This is a genomic window from Candidatus Tisiphia endosymbiont of Hybos culiciformis (assembly GCF_964030975.1).
Classification (GTDB): Bacteria; Pseudomonadota; Alphaproteobacteria; order Rickettsiales; family Rickettsiaceae; genus Tisiphia.
In genome coordinates this window covers 1,224,436-1,242,257 of sequence record NZ_CAXIQH010000001.1, presented here as the reverse complement: position 1 = coordinate 1,242,257, position 17,822 = coordinate 1,224,436, and the positions used below count along the sequence as shown (strand labels likewise).

24 protein-coding genes are annotated in these 17,822 nt (G+C 35.2%); 17 read left to right on the top strand and 7 right to left on the bottom strand.

Annotated elements, in window-relative coordinates; genetic code table 11:
• Positions 1 to 143 precede the first annotated feature (143 nt).
• Positions 144 to 1,391: an IS5 family transposase gene (locus ACQH2P_RS06700; RefSeq protein ID WP_425363540.1), complete on the bottom strand. Its 1,248-nt coding sequence runs from the start codon at positions 1,389 to 1,391 to the stop codon at positions 144 to 146.
• On the opposite strand from ACQH2P_RS06700, the gene ACQH2P_RS06695 reads away from it, so the two are divergent.
• Positions 1,385 to 2,268, top strand: a protein-coding gene (locus ACQH2P_RS06695; RefSeq protein WP_425362619.1) for an IS630 family transposase whose coding sequence is annotated in 2 segments (ribosomal slippage) — positions 1,385 to 1,705 and positions 1,708 to 2,268 — 882 coding nt in all. Because the reading frame shifts where the segments join, the coding sequence is not laid out codon by codon here. The genes ACQH2P_RS06700 and ACQH2P_RS06695 overlap by 7 nt on opposite strands.
• On the opposite strand, the gene ACQH2P_RS06690 is transcribed toward ACQH2P_RS06695, so the two are convergent.
• Complete coding sequence (locus ACQH2P_RS06690; RefSeq protein WP_425363539.1) at positions 2,258 to 2,425, bottom strand: hypothetical protein; 168 nt, start codon at positions 2,423 to 2,425, stop codon at positions 2,258 to 2,260. The two genes, ACQH2P_RS06695 and ACQH2P_RS06690, sit on opposite strands and share 11 nt — an antisense overlap.
• Positions 2,426 to 2,559: 134 nt before the next feature.
• Here ACQH2P_RS06690 and ACQH2P_RS06685 point away from each other — a divergent pair, with 134 nt between their 5' ends.
• The 4 genes from ACQH2P_RS06685 (at position 2,560) to tnpB (ending at position 3,888) form a co-directional block, all read left to right on the top strand.
• The gene (locus ACQH2P_RS06685; protein WP_425363538.1) at positions 2,560 to 2,694 is read left to right on the top strand and encodes a hypothetical protein; all 135 of its coding nucleotides are present in this window, start codon (positions 2,560 to 2,562) and stop codon (positions 2,692 to 2,694) included.
• Entirely contained in the window at positions 2,691 to 2,819 is a 129-nt protein-coding gene (locus ACQH2P_RS06680) for a hypothetical protein (protein WP_425362645.1), read from the top strand. The genes ACQH2P_RS06685 and ACQH2P_RS06680 overlap by 4 nt, the downstream gene beginning before the upstream one ends.
• A 302-nt stretch (positions 2,820 to 3,121) precedes the next feature.
• Positions 3,122 to 3,547 carry a hypothetical protein gene (locus ACQH2P_RS06675; protein WP_425363537.1) on the top strand — a complete coding sequence of 142 codons (426 nt, stop codon included), beginning with the start codon at positions 3,122 to 3,124 and terminating at the stop codon, positions 3,545 to 3,547.
• Positions 3,535 to 3,888: an IS66 family insertion sequence element accessory protein TnpB gene (gene tnpB / locus ACQH2P_RS06670; protein WP_425362591.1), complete on the top strand. Its 354-nt coding sequence runs from the start codon at positions 3,535 to 3,537 to the stop codon at positions 3,886 to 3,888. Before ACQH2P_RS06675 ends, tnpB begins: the two co-directional genes overlap by 13 nt.
• On the opposite strand, the gene ACQH2P_RS06665 is transcribed toward tnpB, so the two are convergent.
• Genes ACQH2P_RS06665 through ACQH2P_RS06655 form a run of 3 tightly spaced genes read right to left on the bottom strand, consistent with a single transcriptional unit; the run spans position 3,885 to position 5,530 of the window.
• On the bottom strand, positions 3,885 to 4,994 hold the full coding sequence (locus ACQH2P_RS06665; RefSeq protein WP_425363536.1) for an IS66 family transposase: 1,110 nt from the start codon (positions 4,992 to 4,994) through the stop codon (positions 3,885 to 3,887). The genes tnpB and ACQH2P_RS06665 overlap by 4 nt on opposite strands.
• Positions 4,995 to 5,032: 38 nt before the next feature.
• Entirely contained in the window at positions 5,033 to 5,266 is a 234-nt protein-coding gene (locus ACQH2P_RS06660; RefSeq protein ID WP_425362621.1) for a hypothetical protein, read from the bottom strand.
• 30 nt (positions 5,267 to 5,296) lie between these two features.
• Positions 5,297 to 5,530 (bottom strand): hypothetical protein, encoded by a 234-nt coding sequence (locus tag ACQH2P_RS06655; protein WP_425362620.1) that lies wholly within the window; start codon positions 5,528 to 5,530, stop codon positions 5,297 to 5,299.
• Between the two features lie 157 nt (positions 5,531 to 5,687).
• On the opposite strand from ACQH2P_RS06655, the gene ACQH2P_RS06650 reads away from it, so the two are divergent.
• The 9 genes from ACQH2P_RS06650 to ACQH2P_RS06610 all read left to right on the top strand — a co-directional run bounded on the left by ACQH2P_RS06650 (position 5,688) and on the right by ACQH2P_RS06610 (position 16,149).
• Positions 5,688 to 11,744, top strand: coding sequence for a preprotein translocase subunit SecA (locus ACQH2P_RS06650; protein ID WP_425363535.1), 6,057 nt, complete (start codon positions 5,688 to 5,690; stop codon positions 11,742 to 11,744).
• A 20-nt stretch (positions 11,745 to 11,764) separates the two neighbouring features.
• Positions 11,765 to 12,130: a hypothetical protein gene (locus ACQH2P_RS06645; RefSeq protein ID WP_425363534.1), complete on the top strand. Its 366-nt coding sequence runs from the start codon at positions 11,765 to 11,767 to the stop codon at positions 12,128 to 12,130.
• A gap of 28 nt (positions 12,131 to 12,158) precedes the next feature.
• A complete protein-coding gene (locus ACQH2P_RS06640; protein WP_425363533.1) occupies positions 12,159 to 12,581 on the top strand; it encodes a hypothetical protein in 423 nt (140 codons plus the stop codon).
• 163 nt (positions 12,582 to 12,744) lie between these two features.
• Positions 12,745 to 14,121: a colicin E3/pyocin S6 family cytotoxin gene (locus ACQH2P_RS06635; RefSeq protein WP_425363532.1), complete on the top strand. Its 1,377-nt coding sequence runs from the start codon at positions 12,745 to 12,747 to the stop codon at positions 14,119 to 14,121.
• Positions 14,121 to 14,435 carry a DUF6980 family protein gene (locus ACQH2P_RS06630; protein ID WP_425363531.1) on the top strand — a complete coding sequence of 105 codons (315 nt, stop codon included), beginning with the start codon at positions 14,121 to 14,123 and terminating at the stop codon, positions 14,433 to 14,435. The genes ACQH2P_RS06635 and ACQH2P_RS06630 overlap by 1 nt, the downstream gene beginning before the upstream one ends.
• Positions 14,436 to 14,634: 199 nt before the next feature.
• Positions 14,635 to 14,757 (top strand): hypothetical protein, encoded by a 123-nt coding sequence (locus ACQH2P_RS06625; RefSeq protein WP_425363530.1) that lies wholly within the window; start codon positions 14,635 to 14,637, stop codon positions 14,755 to 14,757.
• A 16-nt stretch (positions 14,758 to 14,773) separates the two neighbouring features.
• Positions 14,774 to 15,001 (top strand): hypothetical protein, encoded by a 228-nt coding sequence (locus ACQH2P_RS06620; RefSeq protein ID WP_425363529.1) that lies wholly within the window; start codon positions 14,774 to 14,776, stop codon positions 14,999 to 15,001.
• Between the two features lie 159 nt (positions 15,002 to 15,160).
• A complete protein-coding gene (locus tag ACQH2P_RS06615; RefSeq protein ID WP_425362823.1) occupies positions 15,161 to 15,307 on the top strand; it encodes a hypothetical protein in 147 nt (48 codons plus the stop codon).
• Entirely contained in the window at positions 15,277 to 16,149 is an 873-nt protein-coding gene (locus tag ACQH2P_RS06610; protein WP_425364082.1) for an ISAs1 family transposase, read from the top strand. Before ACQH2P_RS06615 ends, ACQH2P_RS06610 begins: the two co-directional genes overlap by 31 nt.
• Here the strand turns inward: ACQH2P_RS06610 and ACQH2P_RS06605 are convergent.
• Positions 16,130 to 16,261 carry a hypothetical protein gene (locus ACQH2P_RS06605; protein WP_425362822.1) on the bottom strand — a complete coding sequence of 44 codons (132 nt, stop codon included), beginning with the start codon at positions 16,259 to 16,261 and terminating at the stop codon, positions 16,130 to 16,132. The genes ACQH2P_RS06610 and ACQH2P_RS06605 overlap by 20 nt on opposite strands.
• Before the next feature lie 8 nt (positions 16,262 to 16,269).
• On the opposite strand from ACQH2P_RS06605, the gene ACQH2P_RS06600 reads away from it, so the two are divergent.
• On the top strand, positions 16,270 to 16,467 hold the full coding sequence (locus ACQH2P_RS06600; protein ID WP_425363528.1) for a hypothetical protein: 198 nt from the start codon (positions 16,270 to 16,272) through the stop codon (positions 16,465 to 16,467).
• Positions 16,468 to 16,832: 365 nt separating this feature from the next.
• The gene (locus ACQH2P_RS06595) at positions 16,833 to 17,093 is read left to right on the top strand and encodes an RC1041 family protein (RefSeq protein ID WP_425363527.1); all 261 of its coding nucleotides are present in this window, start codon (positions 16,833 to 16,835) and stop codon (positions 17,091 to 17,093) included.
• Between the two features lie 308 nt (positions 17,094 to 17,401).
• On the opposite strand, the gene ACQH2P_RS06590 is transcribed toward ACQH2P_RS06595, so the two are convergent.
• Entirely contained in the window at positions 17,402 to 17,542 is a 141-nt protein-coding gene (locus ACQH2P_RS06590; protein ID WP_425363526.1) for a hypothetical protein, read from the bottom strand.
• An 8-nt stretch (positions 17,543 to 17,550) separates the two neighbouring features.
• On the opposite strand from ACQH2P_RS06590, the gene ACQH2P_RS06585 reads away from it, so the two are divergent.
• Positions 17,551 to 17,712: a hypothetical protein gene (locus ACQH2P_RS06585; protein ID WP_425363525.1), complete on the top strand. Its 162-nt coding sequence runs from the start codon at positions 17,551 to 17,553 to the stop codon at positions 17,710 to 17,712.
• Positions 17,713 to 17,822: the final 110 nt, after the last annotated feature.

The window sequence follows — 17,822 nt, the reverse complement described above, 5'->3', positions numbered from 1 at the left end:
AAAATTTTTTGTATAAAATTTTAGAGTTTAATTCTTTTGATGTAAATTTTTAATATAAAAAGATGATTTCTAGAAATTTTTTGCACGATGATTTGTTAACGATTTTGTAATCGTTTGATTAATTTTCTTTTATTGAGTCATTTTTATGTAGAAAAATTTGTTTTGAGAAGGTGATTACCAATACACCGTAAGTTCAATCCTACAGCGGAAATTAACGGATTTATTATATCTCCTATTACTCCTTTTAAGTAATTTCTGCCAACTCTACCATAATGCTTAAGGTGTCCTATTATCGGCTCTATAGCACTTCTTCTCTTGATCATTGCCTTATCATCTGAGGATAGCTTCTTCTTGCAATATGGGCTATACACCTTGTCTTTTTCTTTAAAATTATTCCCCTTATAGCCTAAATCAACAAATGTCCTGGCTATTCCCACTCCTGTTAATTTCTTTACAACCTCTACAGTCTGCGATAATGTATGACCATCATATGGATTGCCATGAAATGATTTGGCCGCTAATACAAAATTACCTCGACCACTTACTGCTATCGAAACCTTGTTACCAAACTCATAGGGTTTGTTTAATTTCCCTTTACCTATGCACTCTACCTCCGGTGCGTGAAAACTATATAATACTTTATTATCCTCCTTATATCGCTCTTTCTCTGCTTTACTCAGTATAGATTGTGCCTGAATCTTTTTAATCTTATTTAGTATTTCTTGCTGCTTTAATGACAAACTTAACTTTGTTTTTGCTATTTCTCGCTGAGATATTCTTATTAAACGACCCAGCAATATCTTTAAATGTTGCATTACCTTCTTACGTTTTTTGGCTTTACTATTATCCTTATATTTCCATAATTTTACTATGTCTTTTTTATATTGCTTGGCATATGTCTCATGTAACTTAATGCCTAAAGTATGACATAACTTTACTAGCTCTATTCTTGCCTTATCCATCAAATACACATCATGAGGATACTTAATATTCTTAATTTGTACTGTAGTATCAACGATTATCGATGCTAAGTCTTTTTTTTTAAGCACTCCGACTTTGCAACCAATTCTTGTTAATTCTTTTAATATCTCATTATATCCTTCTTCCCCTAATATAGCACGAAACCTTCGTATACTAGCTTCTGATATCTCAGCATCTTTCTGCAAATATTCCCAACCACAAAAATATTGCCAATATACGTTCTCTCTCAGCTCTTCTTCAGCTGCAGCATCTGACAGGTTATACATCGCTTGCAGCATAGTTACTCCAAGTAATAACCTGTGACATCTGCGATTCCTACCAAATTTCTTGATATTATAGCACTTAACATATGGATTCAAATAAGTTATAATGATAAATAATAAAAAAATTATATAATAGAAATATGGCATCCCCCTACAGTTACGATTTACGTTCTAGAGTTATAGAACATTATGAGAAATATAAGAAAGTAGCACTTACATGCGAAACCTTTAAAATTAGTCGGTCAATAATCTATGATTGGATTAGATTAAAGAAACAAACTGGAGATATAAAGTCAAAGGAGGGATACCAGAAAGGATATGGTCATAAAATCCCTGATTTATCGGAGTTGCGTCATTTAGTAGAAAAGGGTAACTCGTTAACGCTTACAGAAATAGCAAAAGAATTAGATAATGTTGCAAGTATAATGACTATCAGCCGAGCTTTAAAGAAACTCAACATTACTCGAAAAAAAAGACATATGCGTATAAAGAAAGAGATGAAGGAAAGCGACAAGATTTTCTCAGTGAATTAGAAAAAGTGCCGATAGAGAGACGTGTTTATCTTGATGAAGCGGGCATAAATGATAATGAATCATATGAATATGGATGGTCAATGAAAGGAAGTCGTTGTAATGGGAGTAAATCGGGAAAACGTAGTGAAAGAACAAGTTTTATTGGTGCGTTAAATCAGAATAGTTTAATCGCATCACTAGTCTTTACTGGGAGCTGTGATAGTAAGGTATTTGAAGCTTATATAGAAAATTGCCTTGTGCCGGAGCTAAAGCCTGGACAGGTTGTCATTGCTGATAATGCAAGCTTTCATAAATCCAAAAGGGCTAAAGAATTAATTGAAAAAGCTGGCTGCAAACTAAAATTTTTACCACCTTATTCCCCTGATTTAAATCCTATTGAACATCATTGGTTTCCGATAAAAAATAACATTAGAAAATTATTAGATAAAGGTATTTCTGTATTTGAGGCAAGTTGTAGAACGTTTAAAATAATGTATGAACCTATATGTTAAGTGCTATAACATTTGTCAATAACCATTCCTCTAAAACAGTCCAATTTATTAACGATCTTAATTTATATAACTTGTTATTAGGGTTTAATTCTTCGGTCAATTTATAACCAAAAAGCTGTCCTTGTTTTTGGGATTTTATTATATCTTCTATCGGCATAATTCATACAATCCATAAGGTTTCTGCCAATATTATAGCATTTTCTTATGGATTATCTAGATATTTTTACCCGCTAACCATATTATATATTATCCTTCTAGACTTTTGACGGGGAGACTATTTAAACAAAAAGGATGTCATTCCTGCGTAGGCAGGAACCTATAATATCTCAGGGCTTTTTGTCCACTATTTTAGATACTTGCTTTCGCAGGGATGACAAGCTTGGTACTGTGATTAGGTTATATAGTTATGCTCATAGGATTAGGTGATAAAGAACATAACGATTGTAAGTTGTCATTCCCGCGAAGGCGGGAATCTAGATACCTGCTTTCGCAAGGTTAACACAAAGTTTGTATCACCTAATTCAATAGGTTTCACTATAAAAGCTTTGTAAATCCATAAGGTTTTTGACAAAATAGGGTGAAAATCTTATGGATTTTGATGTGATTTTTAACCGCAAACATGTATTACCTCTCATACCTACAGCCTTTTTGACGGAGCGACTAAATAGGATTTTTGAAGGAATAGTGTACCTATTTCAAGAAAATCATATTTATTCGTAGCAAAAAAGAGCCAAAATTAGGTCACTTTAGAAACCTTCACAGCCTAGGAGACGTATACTTGCAGCAAAACTGCATAACTCTATCTAATTTTTTTGTTAGTATAAAATTTATTTTATACATTTGGGTTCCTACTATGCAAATACCATCAATTACTGTTGAGCAAGTAGCTCAGCAATTTAAAGCCTGGCGTCAAACTAAAACTAACAAGTTTGATCCCATACCAAACCATCTAAAGGAATTAGTTCGCCAGCTACTCCATCACTATTCTTGCAAAGATATAGCCAAACATCTCAATATTAATAAAACAATAATTAGTTCAATTCAACAAGCCCATCAACCTTCCCTCAAAACTTCTCCTACCTCAACTTCAAATAAAGAACTGCAACACGATATTAATTTTCTCCCATTTCAACTAGTAAATTCTATAGATACTGATCCTGTGGCTACTCCCAAACAAAATTACTACACTTGCCACATTATTAAGCCAAATGGTACCAAGCTTATTATTCAAACACTAGAGCTAAAAACCATAATTCAAACATTTCTATGCTGCAACTAACCCCTCAGTCAGTTATTTTTGTTGCCACTATTGCCATCGACTTTCGTAAGGGTATCGATGGTTTAATAGCTGTTTGCAGACAAAAACTTTCTTCCAACCCTCTTAATGGTTCCTTGTTTTTATTCTATAATAAAAACAGAACTGCCATTAAAATTTTGTCCTTTGACGGTCAAGGCTTTTGGTTATGCTCTAAACGCCTATCCAAAGGTAAATTTACGGCAAAACTTTCCCCATCTGATAATTCATCTTATCAAATTTGCTATAGAACATTACATATTCTTATTCATAATGGTGATCCTAGTTCTGCCAAACTCTCTAATGATTGGCTTCCTGTCATTTAAGCTGCTGTCTTGATTAATTCCGTATTATTTATATATCTTGCATAGGCAAAAGGCGTATAATTCGTAGGATGCTTCTTTGCTTTGTTGCTCTGCTCTTGCAGCCAATTTAAATATTTAAATGCATTGATTTCATTCTCACTACAAGTCTTTACTATACTATACAGACCACTATGTATCTCAGCACTATTGATTGTTTTAAAGAATAATGAATTCTTCCTTTGTAAAATAATGGTACGTAGTGACCTCTCAGCCCAATTATTATCAAGACTGCTAACTGGAATTTTCAAAAATTGCGTCAAACCTTCTTTATTATTTAACCAATATTTCATAGCTTGCCCAAACCTACTATTAGGCTCAACTTTCTTGTCGTTAAATAATTCATCTATTTTGTTATATATATTTTCTATATATTTACTGCTATGTTCCTGATGGTACTTCAGCTTCTCCTCAAGGCTCATCTCTTTACATTGATGTTCATTATGGTAAATCCCAGCAGTCTGTTTGAGAAAATATCCGCATTCTTCAGGGTAATATGGTTCATTCTCTGTAAATTTTCTCTGCCCATGTGACAAACAATTGATCATCACTATTATTGCCAGTAATTCTTTATCTGCTTCTGATAATACCGGGTTATTATTGTTACTTGCATCAGTCATTAAATGAATAGAATCAGTTCTATTCTTACGATTCTTTAGTATGTTACCAATATTCTCCCCGCCATGCTTATTACCGGTAAAATATAAAACTATCACCTCATTATTGGCAGTCTTAGCACATATAGTAGTGGTATAACAGCTGCGTCCTTTCTTATTTTGAACTCGTAATTTTTTATTGGCTACAGTAATTTCTAAAATCCTGGCTCTAGTATCATCAAGGTTCAGTGAACTACATTCGGCAGCCATTTCTAATAATACCCTGTAAATTTCAGCTCCACCATCTTCTTGCCAAACATCTAAATATTGTTGCCACAGAGTGCTATATGATACAGGAACCCCGCTTAAACTTTGCAACCTAGATAAACGATAGAAGGGAGTACCGTAGGTCTTTTGTAACACTATTGCACTTTTGCTACTATTTGTCCATTTGTTGATATTCTTATTGTTCATAACTGTATAATCGCAAGCATTACAGCGTAACGTTTTCTTTACATATCTGTTGACTGTAATTGGAGCATTACCTGTAAATTGTAGCAATTTTCTAGCTTCACTATTATAGAGTTTACCATTATCACAGTGAGGACAGCTATCACCACTACAAAAATTCTCAGGAGATAAATAGCTGGTATTCGCATCCTGATAATCATCAAATCCATATTTACCTTGCCAATTACTGCGATCTCTCTTCTTGGACTCATCGTACTCTTCTTCATTACCACCATTCTTATTATCAGATTCACTCGGTGGTTCTTTTAATGAATCTGAACTATCTTTTTTATGTTATCTGCCTTAAAACCAATCATCATCTCCTTAAGCTTATTTATACTGATGTTTGATGATGCTAGCTTGTCTATTAGTTCGTTACAAAATTTCACAAGTTCTATCACCGCTTGCTGATCATCTCCTGTTAATGAATTTGCCTTAATATGCTGGATTAGTTCTTCTCGTTCCTCAGCACTTAAGGTCGCTACTTTTGGCTTTTTCATTTTGATTCATTCATTACGTTTAATAATTGAAATGTTATAGTATAACTGATAGTTTTTCAACTAGTTTTTTTATTAATCGGTGATACTTGCATAGTAGGAACCCAAATTTATAAAATAAATTCATACTACCAAAAAAATTTAATAGAGTTATGCAGTTTTGCTGCAAGTATACCTACTAAGTGAACAGCAGAGAAAGATAAAAAATATTATAGAGAATAAATTCCCTGATTGGCATTTAACTCACCTCTATCTTGAGCAGTTGGAGAAAAGCTTAGATTATCATTCCGATAGTCCAGGGTTTATGGAGGAGATTTTATTGGGAATAATATTAGAGAAAGCAAGCTCTCTAGAAGAATATAGTAATTTCCTAAAATTAATAAACAAGCATAATATTAGCCAACAAGAGATAATAAGTGATTTGGGCTATGCCAGCCTAGCCAATATAATAGATGTTATAGAGACTAAAATATTATCTGAATCGCTAAAGAATCTTGAAGGTCTGGTAGCAGACGATAGTTTGGCAAGGATTAGCCAGTTTTGTTATCAACTAAAGTCAAAAGGCTGGTCAGTAAGTAACTTAGTTGAGATTTTACAATATATTAAGGCAAATAATATATTGTTTTTTGTAAGTGGCTTTAAAACTATTTATGAATATCAAATAACCGATGAACAAAGGAACAAAGAAGGTGAGACGGTAGTTGATATTGTTAGTAAATGTTCTGGCAAGGAATTGGAGCCAGCCATTTATACTATTGCTAGTAATCAATTTGAGCATAAGTTGGAAAATAAGGGGACTGAATTACTAGCAAAGTTTGTTGAGCTTAACCCTGATTTAAAAGAGAAATCTGAGGAATATGTAGCTATTTTGCAAAGAATCCAAAATTTATATTCAGCTAGTGATAATGATAGTGGGTTAGCTATAAAAGACTGGAATGCAGAACAAGTAAAAGAGTGGGCAATAAAATTTAAGGCTAGTTGTTCACCAGGAAGTATTATTGATAAAGATAATATAGTGAAACTTATAGCAGTACTACAAAGAGCTAATAATCTACATACGCTACAAAATGGTAAAGAAGGGCATTTACTTCGCGATACGCAAATAGTATCCCTGTTATTATTACTTGATTATGAGCCAATTAACAAAGGTAAATTGCTACAAATTGCAACTGGTGAGGGCAAATCAACAATATCTGCCATGCTGGCTGCCATACTAGCCTTAAATGGAGAGAAAGTAGATTTGATCACTAGTTCTAGCGTGCTTTCTACTATTGGCTATGAAGGAGCCAGTGGTTTTTTTGAGTTATTGGGACTGAGCGTTGGTATTAATATCGGGAAATCCAGTATAGATGGACAAAAAGCTTGTTATTCCTGCGATATAGTATACGGAGATGCTTTAAGTTTTCAAACCGACTTTCTCAGTAATACTAGCTGCCAAGGTGCAAGACGTGGTGATAGAGATTTTGCCGTCACTATAGTAGATGAAGTAGATAGTATGCTAGTAGATAGCAGCAATCATGTTGCCAAGCAAACATCGCCTGTTCCGTTGATGGAATATTTACTACCTATTCTGACTATAGCATGGGATAATTTTCAGAAAGTTATTCTGCCTATGAACTTTGAAGAAAGTTTTGCTATTGAAAAGACTCGGGAGATGATAGAGAGCATTATCGATGCATCCCCAATACCAAAACATCTGGTGCAATATGCTAAATTCCAGGCAGGCAATTGGGCAGCAAGTTTAGTAGGAGCAGCAATTAGGCTGCAATTAGATAGAGATTATGTAATTAACATTAATGTGGATGGTAAGAAAGTAATCAACCCTGTAGATAGTAGTACTGGGGTGACGCAAGAAAACATGGTATGGCAAAATGGCTTGCACCAATTCCTACAAATAAAGCATAATTGTCGTATTTCTTCAGAAGGATTAACTACCTTTTTTATTAGCAATATCTGTTATTTCCTAAAATATGGCAAGGTTCTCGGTATGACCGGTACTCTTGGTTCTGATAGCTCACAAAAATTCTTAAAAACTGTATATGGTGTGGCTCTTACCTTTGTCCCAACTTATAAAGACAAACAGGTTGTAGAGCTACCAGCTAGACTTGAACCAACCTCAGATGATTTACGAGAGGCGGTATGTGATAGTAGCTACCAAGAAGCAATATTGCACAATAGAGCTGTGCTAATAATATGTAAGGACATTAAGGATTCAGAAGATATTTGTACAGCTTTAAAAAATAAATGTGGCAGTAGGGGAAAAATTATCAATTATTCAAGAAGTGAAAAGACCTTATATAACTCCGATATAGAGCAATTAGCTCAGCCTAATACTATTATAGTGGCAACTAATTTAGCTGGTAGGGGAACTGACATTAAGACTAGTTTAGAGGTGGAGGCAAATGGTGGGCTACATGTTATATCTACTTTCATTGCCAAGAATGCCAGAGATGAAGCCCAAGTAAAGGGTAGGACTGCAAGGCAAGGTAATAGTGGTAGTTATCAGATTATTGCGTTAGATAGCAATTATTATGAGTATCAATCTCTTGGTATAAGTAGCCAGGAAGTAGTTGCTGCTAAGCAACAAGAGCGTGACGCACAAGAGAGTTATAATGTTACACATAGTATAGAGCATACTATACCAGGTTTTCTGGCTCAAGATGACTTATACCAAAAATTCACTGCTGTTTACTCAGAATTTGCTAAAGCAATTGGTGATAAAAGAAGAGTTGATGGCAAAATTAAGCAGTTCATCGAGGATTTTGGCTTATGGCTAAAAACCCATAAAGAAAGTGATAATATAGATACGTTTATTGCCGCTGCTAAAGCCAAGTATCAAGCTGGTAGTTATAGTAATCCTAGTTATGCAGTTCTGCAGCATTATGGTCTTAGTGATTCTGGATCTATTCTTAGAACGCTTAGCAAAGCCACGGATATTGATGATATCTATAATTTTGCTGCTCATTATTATACAGCAGAATGCTTTATTAATAGAGGTCCCGAAAACGATGATAACTATAAAAATAATGCAATATCGTCGTTACTAGAAACTGGCAATAGATTGTCTGAAATTTTATCATATTTAACAGCCATGGCTACAACAGTAGCTAGTTCCACTAGTGCTGACAATCAATTATTAAAGCAAGTTACCACTAAGATTGGTTTTTTTAAGAGTTTATATGATCATATAAACTCGGCAATTAAGGTAATTAATGAATCTGGTGAACTAGAAGTAAGAGTTAAATCGAATATTAGCAAAGAAAAACTAGCTCCTGACTTAAGCAAAGATGATATATTGGAGATCGATTTTCTGGGCATTAATGCAATATTTGAGCTAGAGACTTATAAACCACGGCAAGAATGGCAAAATGCCGTATTAGTAGCAGTTTGTGCTATTGCCCAAATGGCGGTAGGGGCACTTATTGCTGTTGGAACGATGGGTGGCGGTATGACGCTTGCTACTGGTATTTTTATTGAAGGATTGATGGATGCCTATAAGGTAGCTGCTAGCATTTCTACAGGCAAAGCAATTAATTTGGAGGATTACTTCCTCGGTAAGGCAATTAGCTATGCGGTAATTGGTGTACAAGTTGGCTGTGCTAAACTAGCTGAAGCTAATGCTGCTAGAAAAGCAGCAACAGAAGGAACAAAGCAAGCAGTAACTAAGGCGGCCACGGAAAAAGTTTTAGAAACTACTGTGGTTCAAGGAGCTACCAATGAACTAAAATTAGGGGTAATTAAGCAACTAGCTAAAACAGCAGGAGTTCAATTTGCTAAAACTATAGCCATTGAGCAAGCCTGTAACTGGGCAAGTAACGGAATAAGAGAAAATGTCCTAGATGGTGTAGAAGAAAGAATAGCCGGCAGTGTTTCGAAGGTAGCAAGTAATGCGTTAAGTCATAATGCTATATTACTGGGCAAGGGTAATGTAGAGCGTCACCAGATGATGACAGAAATACATCAGAGCATTTCCTATGCTACCAAAACCAGGGAACATGCTAGGATTATCAATGAGCTAGTGTCCGGAGTAACTTCGGCCGCAGCTAAGCAGAGTGATTTGGCACATGCTATACATGTTGCCCATAAAATGGGCAGTATGATGGATATAGCAAGCAAATTAGAGCCGATCATAGACGATATAAAACATAATATAGAAACTAGCATTAACAGAGCCGTGGGGAGAGCCAAAGCTAAGTTTAAAGAGCAAACTATGGAAACAAGTAGTAGCGAACAGGATAGTAAAATTGCCGATTTATCCAAGGAGATTGGTAACATGGTTGGCAGAGCTATGTTAAATCTCATTCAGGGGAAGCTAGTTACCCCAATTTTAGGTAGTGGTATTGGTTTGGTTGCCGATAAGTTACTTGAGAATTACCAAAAAGATCAAATGAATCAATTAAATAATTATAAGAGAGACATTGACGCTAGAAATGCCGAACCTGCTTATCGTCCTGTTAGCATTCCTAAACTTAGTGGTAGTCCTCCTGACCCTAAACTTAGTGGTCATCCTGCCCCGGCCCCTAACCTTCCGTGGTTGACAAGCGGTGATCTAGTGCTAGATTCACTATCACGCAAATCAACTTCTATGGTTGGTAATGATCTTTCAATGGGGTTGTTGTCATCATCATTGAAACAGCCGATCTATGTCTTTGAAAATGGTAAGTTACTGCAATCTTATGGCAAAAGTCAGGGTGGTAAGCCAATTACTATAGGCTATAACTCGAATGACCAACAATATTTTAGCTTTACCAATAAAGGCTCGAGTAATACTGGTAGCATATATGACGCTATATCCGGTAGTACTCAAGGTAAGTACTCGGCTGGTCTCTTACAGAGCATAGCCTGTCCAGTAAGTGCATCTTCAGGAACACCACCTCCGCCACCATTACCAAAACTACCAAGCGGATCAGCGGCAGGGGGGCAACCTCTCTATAGCTTTAACACCGCTGGTAGCAACGAGATAGCATTGCCACCAGAATTATTAGGAAAACCCGTACCACCAATTACTGTTCCTAAAGATATACCACCTAGCAACAAGCCAGCTGTGGAATCAACCGGGTTCAAATGGACTGAAGAGGGAATGGCAAGCCTGTTTGCCACCGGAAAAACCAAGGATAATCAACCATTCGACTATTCAATGTTGTTCCTTAACAGAGATGAACAAGAGGGAAAGGGTTTAGATAGTGCAACAACGTATAGTAAACTAACAGCGGAAGAGAAAGCCCAAATAATTGCGTTAAGTGATGGTCATTTTGATCCAGATGTAATAGATCGCATAGAAACTATATATAATAAATGTTTAGCAGAAATAGAAGGTAGAAAAGATCAGCCGGTGAAATCTGTTGAGGACAGAATGGATCAGGCAGTTAAATATACTAGCAAGATACTTGAAGATGCTGGCAATGATCCGTATAAAATGCAAGTGGCAGAGTATAGAATAGGTGGAGAGGTCACCGGATTAATATTACGCTCTATAATGGATAATATTCGAAATGCTACTGATCAATTGCCAAAGACCAAAGCACTTCTTACAACACCGCTTGCCTGTGCAGGGGAGATAGTAGGGTACGTAGTTAAACCAGCAGTAGACTACATTGATCCTAAGGGTGAGATCAGACAAGCTATTCATAATATTCCAGATGAAGGAACCAAGACGTTAATTGGTCTAACGGGTGGGGTTGCTTTAGGAGCAGGGGCTGGTGCTGCGGTTAAGGGTGTGGTTGATGTTGCTAAGAAGGCAGTGCTAAAAGCAGCCGGTATTGAGGCAGTTGGTGGAGTGGGTAGTGCTTTAACAGCTACGGAGGGAGCCACTACTTTAGGTAAGGGGGCAGTTGCTGGTGAAATTGCTGGAATTGGTAAGAATGCCCTAGTTGGTGATTTGGGATTGGCTGAATTTGAGAGTAATGCTATAATACAAGAGATAGTAGGGGTTAAACCTATGGTTTCTGGTACACCTCGTGAATTAGCGGCTCTTTATGCAAAATTAGCATCCCAAGAACAAGGGGCTGTAATAGCTGGTGTAGGACATGCAAGAGCTATAAAAGACATAAATAGACTCATTGAAACTTATGGCGGGACAAAAGATGAATGGGTTAAAATTAGTACTAATGAATTAAATAAAAATCAAATGTTTCATAATGGAACCAGTCTTCAAATACATTACTATAAAAATCTTAAGACTGGCCAAAAAGTAGAATTTAAACTAAAAAACCAATAAGTTAAAGATATAGATGGTATATGAGAGAATTATTAAACATAAAAACAAGAGAAAGGATTATAGAGTTTTGTAATAAGCTTATTAACCATGATTTTACTGTTCAAGATATAATAAAGTCAATTGATATGATGGGACATATAGTATTTAGGATATTGCCAACTCCAAAATTTGGTACACTATATGTTAGTACAGAATTGGGTATATTAATTGAGGATATATTAGGAATGGGTACAATATCGAATGATGAGAAGGAGCAAGCGATATTAGAGTTGGTAGAAGATGATATGGAAAAACTAAAGGCTTTAGCAAGACAAATAATCTTACAAATAGAATCTGATCTAAAGGAAGCCGAAGAAAATGGTTATTGCCGTAAATTAATAGAATAATTAACCAAAGGAAATATAGATAGGAACAATGAAAGAGTTATGGTCAAAACAAGATAGGGAAGACGTTATAGAAGTTTGTAATAGATGGATTAAGGGTAATTTAACTGCTCAAGATATAAAAAAGACCATTGATACGTTGGCTTGGGCAGTGAATGGTATATTACCAACTGTAAAAGGCGGTTATATTAGTTCGGATGTAAGCATACTAAAGGATGATATTTTAGAAATGAACTCAATAACTGATGAAGAAAAGGATCAAGCTATATTAGAACTATTAGATAATGGATATGAAGAAGAACTACAATCTTTGGCAAAAAGAGTAATTGCACAGATAGAGATTAATACACGGGAATATCTGGAGTGGTATAAGAAAGAAGCAGAGGAGCGTGGTTTTTGCCGTAAATTAACAGAAGAGCTAATAGAAAGAAATACCGATAAAGAAGATGAGTAATTGGCTCTTTATCTTTTAGATGAAGAAGAAAAATCCGTGCTGAAGAGTAGCTTCTCGATGATTAATAATAATTTTTCCTAAAATATTATATTTTTTTCATTCTGCTACTTAGTGCTAGTGATTTTATGTTGTATATTATAGCAAGTTTAAAAAATTAGTTGCTATGTTAAATCTCATTCAGGCAAATTCACAGACGTCATTGCGAGGAGCTGCTTTAGTAGCGACGAAGCAATCCATAAAAGCAACCAAAAATGGATTGCTTCGTCGGTTTGCATCTCCTCGCAATGACGTCAGTTTAGTCTTTGAAAATGGTAAGTTACTGCAATCTTATGGCAAAAGTCAGGGTGGTAAGCCAATTACTATAGGCTATAACTCGAATGACCAACAATATTTTAGCTTTACCAATAAAGGTTCGAGTAATACTGGTAGCATATATGACGCTATATCCGGTAGTACTCAAGGTAAGTACTCGGCTGGTCTCTTACAGAGCATAGCCTGTCCAGTAAGTGCATCTTCAGGAACACCACCTCCGCCACCATTACCAAAACTACCAAGCGGATCAGCGGCAGGGGGGCAACCTCTCTATAGCTTTAACACCGCTGCTAGCAACGAGATAGCATTGCCACCAGAATTATTAGGAAAACCCGTACCACCAATTACTGTCCCTAAAGATATACCACCTAGCAACAAGCCAGCTGCTGAACCAACCGAATTCAAATGGACTGAAGAGGGCATGGCAAGCCTGCTTGCCACCGGTAAAACCAAGGATGAGTTAGATGTTAAGTTACAGGAGATTATTCAAGGTAATCCAAAAATTACCCAAAAAATAGAGGAACATGGCGGATATGATAATTTAAAACGACAATTAGTAGAAATAGCTAAAGAATTATTTGGGGTATCAGAGGCACAGGCTGCTCCTATTCCTGCTCTTGTGGTAGCTGGTGGTGGGCTGGAAGGTGCTGGTTTTGTTGCAGCTACTGAAACTATTGTTGGTGGAGCTGCAGCAGTTACTGCAATTATGAATACTCCTAAAAACGCATTGGTATCGTGGCTGTTTGAAAATATAGGTGATGATCCTTCTGGTCAAATTCTTAAAATTGCACTTACACTTGCTGCAAAGCCAGAAAGTGTAATAAATATAACAAACCCACAACAACAAAATGACTTTGAAAAAAGAAAACATGATGATAATAGTAATAAACCATCTACAAGCAAACAGCAACAGAAGGTGTCTGCATCCGCTACTTTCATGCCTGATCCGGGTGACCTAGAACCGGATGATGATCAGCAGCACAGAAAATCTAATTGTGAAAAATCTGAAAGTCCAATATGGAAGGAGTTAGAAAATTACAAGGGTGGTATTAAAACAAATGGTGAGTCAGGAGCTAAGACTAGATTTTATGAATGGGATTATTTGCATAATGAAATTGAAGTATATGGACCAAAAGGTAAAGAACATTTAGGAGCTATGTGTCCTAGGACAGGTAGAATGATTAAAGAACCAAAAATTGGAAGAACTATAAGACAAAAGGTAAATTAATGAGTATTACGACACAACAACATTGCTGTAAGTCAATGGAACATTTCCTTGAAGAAGGAAGAGTTTCGATAGGGTATTCAGCAAAATGGAGATCATATTATATTAATTTAAAGAAAAGTGTAGCCTCTCAGGATATATACCATTGTCCGTGGTGTGGTACAAAATTACCGACGAATTTAGATGATGAATATGATAATGAAGTTAGTAAAGTAATGGATATAGCTGTAGAAGATATTACATTACATACTTACGAAGATCCAAATTTACCTGAAGAATTCAAAACCGATGAATGGTGGAAGAAGCGAGGATTATAGTGCTGTAAGAAAATATTACTGCAAACTACCAAAAGCTGAGAGAGTCAGGACAAGATGGAGAAGAAAAAATCCAAGCTAAAGAGTAGCTTCTCGATGATTAAAAATAATTTTTCCTAAATTATTATATTTTTTTCATTCTGCTACTTAGTGCTAGTGGTTTTATGGTGTATATTATAGCAAGTTTAAAAAATTAGTTGCTATGTTAAATCTTATTCAGGCAAATTCACAGACGTCATTGCGAGGAGCTGCTTTAGTAGCGACGAAGCAATCCTGTTTTTGTCATCCCTGCGAAAGCAGGGATATAGATTCCCGCCGTTGCTAAGAATGACAACTTACAATTGCTTCGTAGGCTCACGCCTTCTCGCAATGACGAGATAGCATTGCCACCAGAATTATTAGGAAAACCCGTACCACCAATTACTGTGCCTAAAGATATACCACCTAGCAACAAGCCAGTTGCGGAATCAACCGAGTTCAAATGGACTGAAGAGGCAATGGCAAGCCTACTTGCTGCTAGTCATGCAAACAAGGTGATACCCCACGGCGGTCTCATGAACAGAAGGTAAAGAAATGTTAATAATAAAGTTTTTGCAAATAGTGGAGTAATATCGTAAGAATCTCTTAATAAAATAATTATTATTTGGAGATAGTGATGTTAAGAGAGAGAGAATTCGTCAAGAACTTTGCAGAACATTTTTGCGATATAGTTATGCCCATAGGATTAGGTGATAAAGAACATAACGATTGTAAGTTGTCATTCCCGCGAAGGCGGGAATCTAGATGCCTGCTTTCGCAAGGTTAACACAAAGTTTGTATCACCTAATTCAATAGGTTTCACTATATTGAAGATCATAGACAAGAAAGTAAGATAGCATATCCCTTAATAGAGTTAGTGTTTTTAGCAATAGTAGCGGTTGCCGCACGGGCGGAGAGTTGGGAGGAGATTGAAGAATTTGGCAAGGCACATATTGATACTTTGAGAGAATATTTTCCGTTTGAAAATGGTACGCCTAGTGATTGTACAATTAGACGTTTTTTTACTAGTCTTGATTCTAGTCAATTAAATAAGGTGTTAGTAAAATATTTTACTAACAATTTAAGTGAAAAACATTATGCAATAGATGGTAAAACGCTGAGAGGAACAAAACATGAGGGTATCAGAGCATTACATTTTTTAAATGTATATGCAGCTGAATCAGGTATAACTTTATTCGGCAAAGTTATTGATAGTAAAAAGAATGAGATTACATCTATTCCAGAAGCAATAGAGTGTTTGGATATCAAAGGAGCAATAGTTAGTATTGATGCAATGGGGTGTCAAAAAAATATAGCTAAGCAAATTGTAGAGAAAGAGGGTGAATATATTTTGGGTTTAAAGATGAATCACCCTGGATTGTACAACGAGGTTGAAAAAGCTTTTCAGACAGAGGTTTTTGAGTTTTTAGGAACGGATATTGCAGGAACATATGAAAAGGGACATGGCAGAATTGAGGAAAGAAAATGTCGCATAATTCGTGATATTAAGAAAATAACTAATGATGATCAATGGGCTAGTTTGAGTTCTGTTATTGAGATCAAAAGAAAAGTAGTTGAAAAAAATAAAGTGTCAGAATCAGTAAATTATTATATCAGTAGTTCCAACAATTCTGCTGAAGTAATGTTAAAGAATATAAGGTCCCATTGGGGAGTTGAATCTATGCATTGGATACTATAGTGAAACCTATTGAATTAGGTGATACAAACTTTGTGTCATACCTGCGAAAGCAGGTATCTAGATTCCCGCCTTCGCGGGAATGACAACTTACAATCGTTATGTTCTTTATCACCTAATCCTATGAGCATAACTATAGACGTGGTATTTAACGAGGATGCAAGTAGCATAAGACAAGGCAATGCTCCTGCGAATATGGCAATTATCAGAAGATTTGTATTAAATATTTTAAATAAAATAAAGACTAAAAGGGAGACTAGACCCAAAATGATGCTTACTATGTATAGTGTACCCAAATGTCAAACCAAAAAAATAAGTTAATCCGTTTTTAACTATATAAAAATTAACTATTTTTTATTATAAATAAAATACAGATAATATAAAATTTCAACAGAGTTAATCTATTTTTATTGGTCTTATTTTATGGGGTCATTATAATATCTAAGAAAGTTAGTTTTGTAGTATTTTAGCAATATACTTTTTCTATCAGTATGGTATCATAAGCCGGCTAATTTATTGATATATCAAAGTTTTACAACTAATTAGAAATCCAACAACCCTTACAACAAGTTTAATTTAAATTAATACAACTAAATATTATATATTAATTTAATTTAAATTTGTATATAATTTCTTATAGTTTAATTATTAAACCATTGTAAATAATATTTAATAGAAGGTATAAAATGCTAGAAAATAATTCAGATCAAGAAGATGTATGGCGTAATGAATTAGGGGAAACATATGAAGAACAGGAGAGTCGTTTAGATCGTGAAGAATCTGTTAGAAAACGCAATGCTATTATATTCGTTTTTATTCCTATGCTAATCGGATTCTTAACATTTACTTATTTTTTTCTTAACTCAATAGAAGAAAAGAATAAACTGAGAAATCAACAACAATCAACTATTAGTGATAGTCAAAATACCAAGAAAGAAAATAATTGAATTATATTGTAAAATTGGGAATGGTAATTTACATATCAAGTTAACCAGGTAGCACTTACTACTTAAACAAGCTTAAATATATTCAAGTGCTATCAACACCCTTAGAAACTCGCTTATGCTGAGGAATTTGCAGGAGACACTTCGCCTCGAACCTCAGCGTACCCCAATGTACACGAGGATCAAAGCACCGGTATCACGTACAAATCACCAGCAGAAGTAGCGTTTCAAAAGGGGTCTATTTCTATATGCAACAAAATTAACTTTTCTATCTCATAATACATCACTGTAAACCTTATATTCTAAGGCTTTTACATTACTTGTGTGGCGACAACTATAGTGAAACCTATTGAATTAGGTGATACAAACTTTGTGTCATACCTGCGAAAGCAGGTATCTAGATTCCCGCCTTCGCGGGAATGACAACTTACAATCGTTATGTTCTTTATCACCTAATCCTATGAGCATAACTATACTAGACACTGTTAACAAAGCTTATTTAGTTGATGAATTAATGGATTTTTTAGCGAAAATTAATAAGATTTTTGCTGGAATAGTTATTCCTATTTCAAAAAAATCTTATAATTTGCAGCTAAAAAGACTTTATTCATCAACTAAATAAGCTTTGTTAACAGTGTCTAAATACCGCTCATTAATTCTCTTTAACAAACCAGCTACTTTTACCAATTTAGTTTACTTAAATGATTAATATTTTTAGAATATATGATTGTT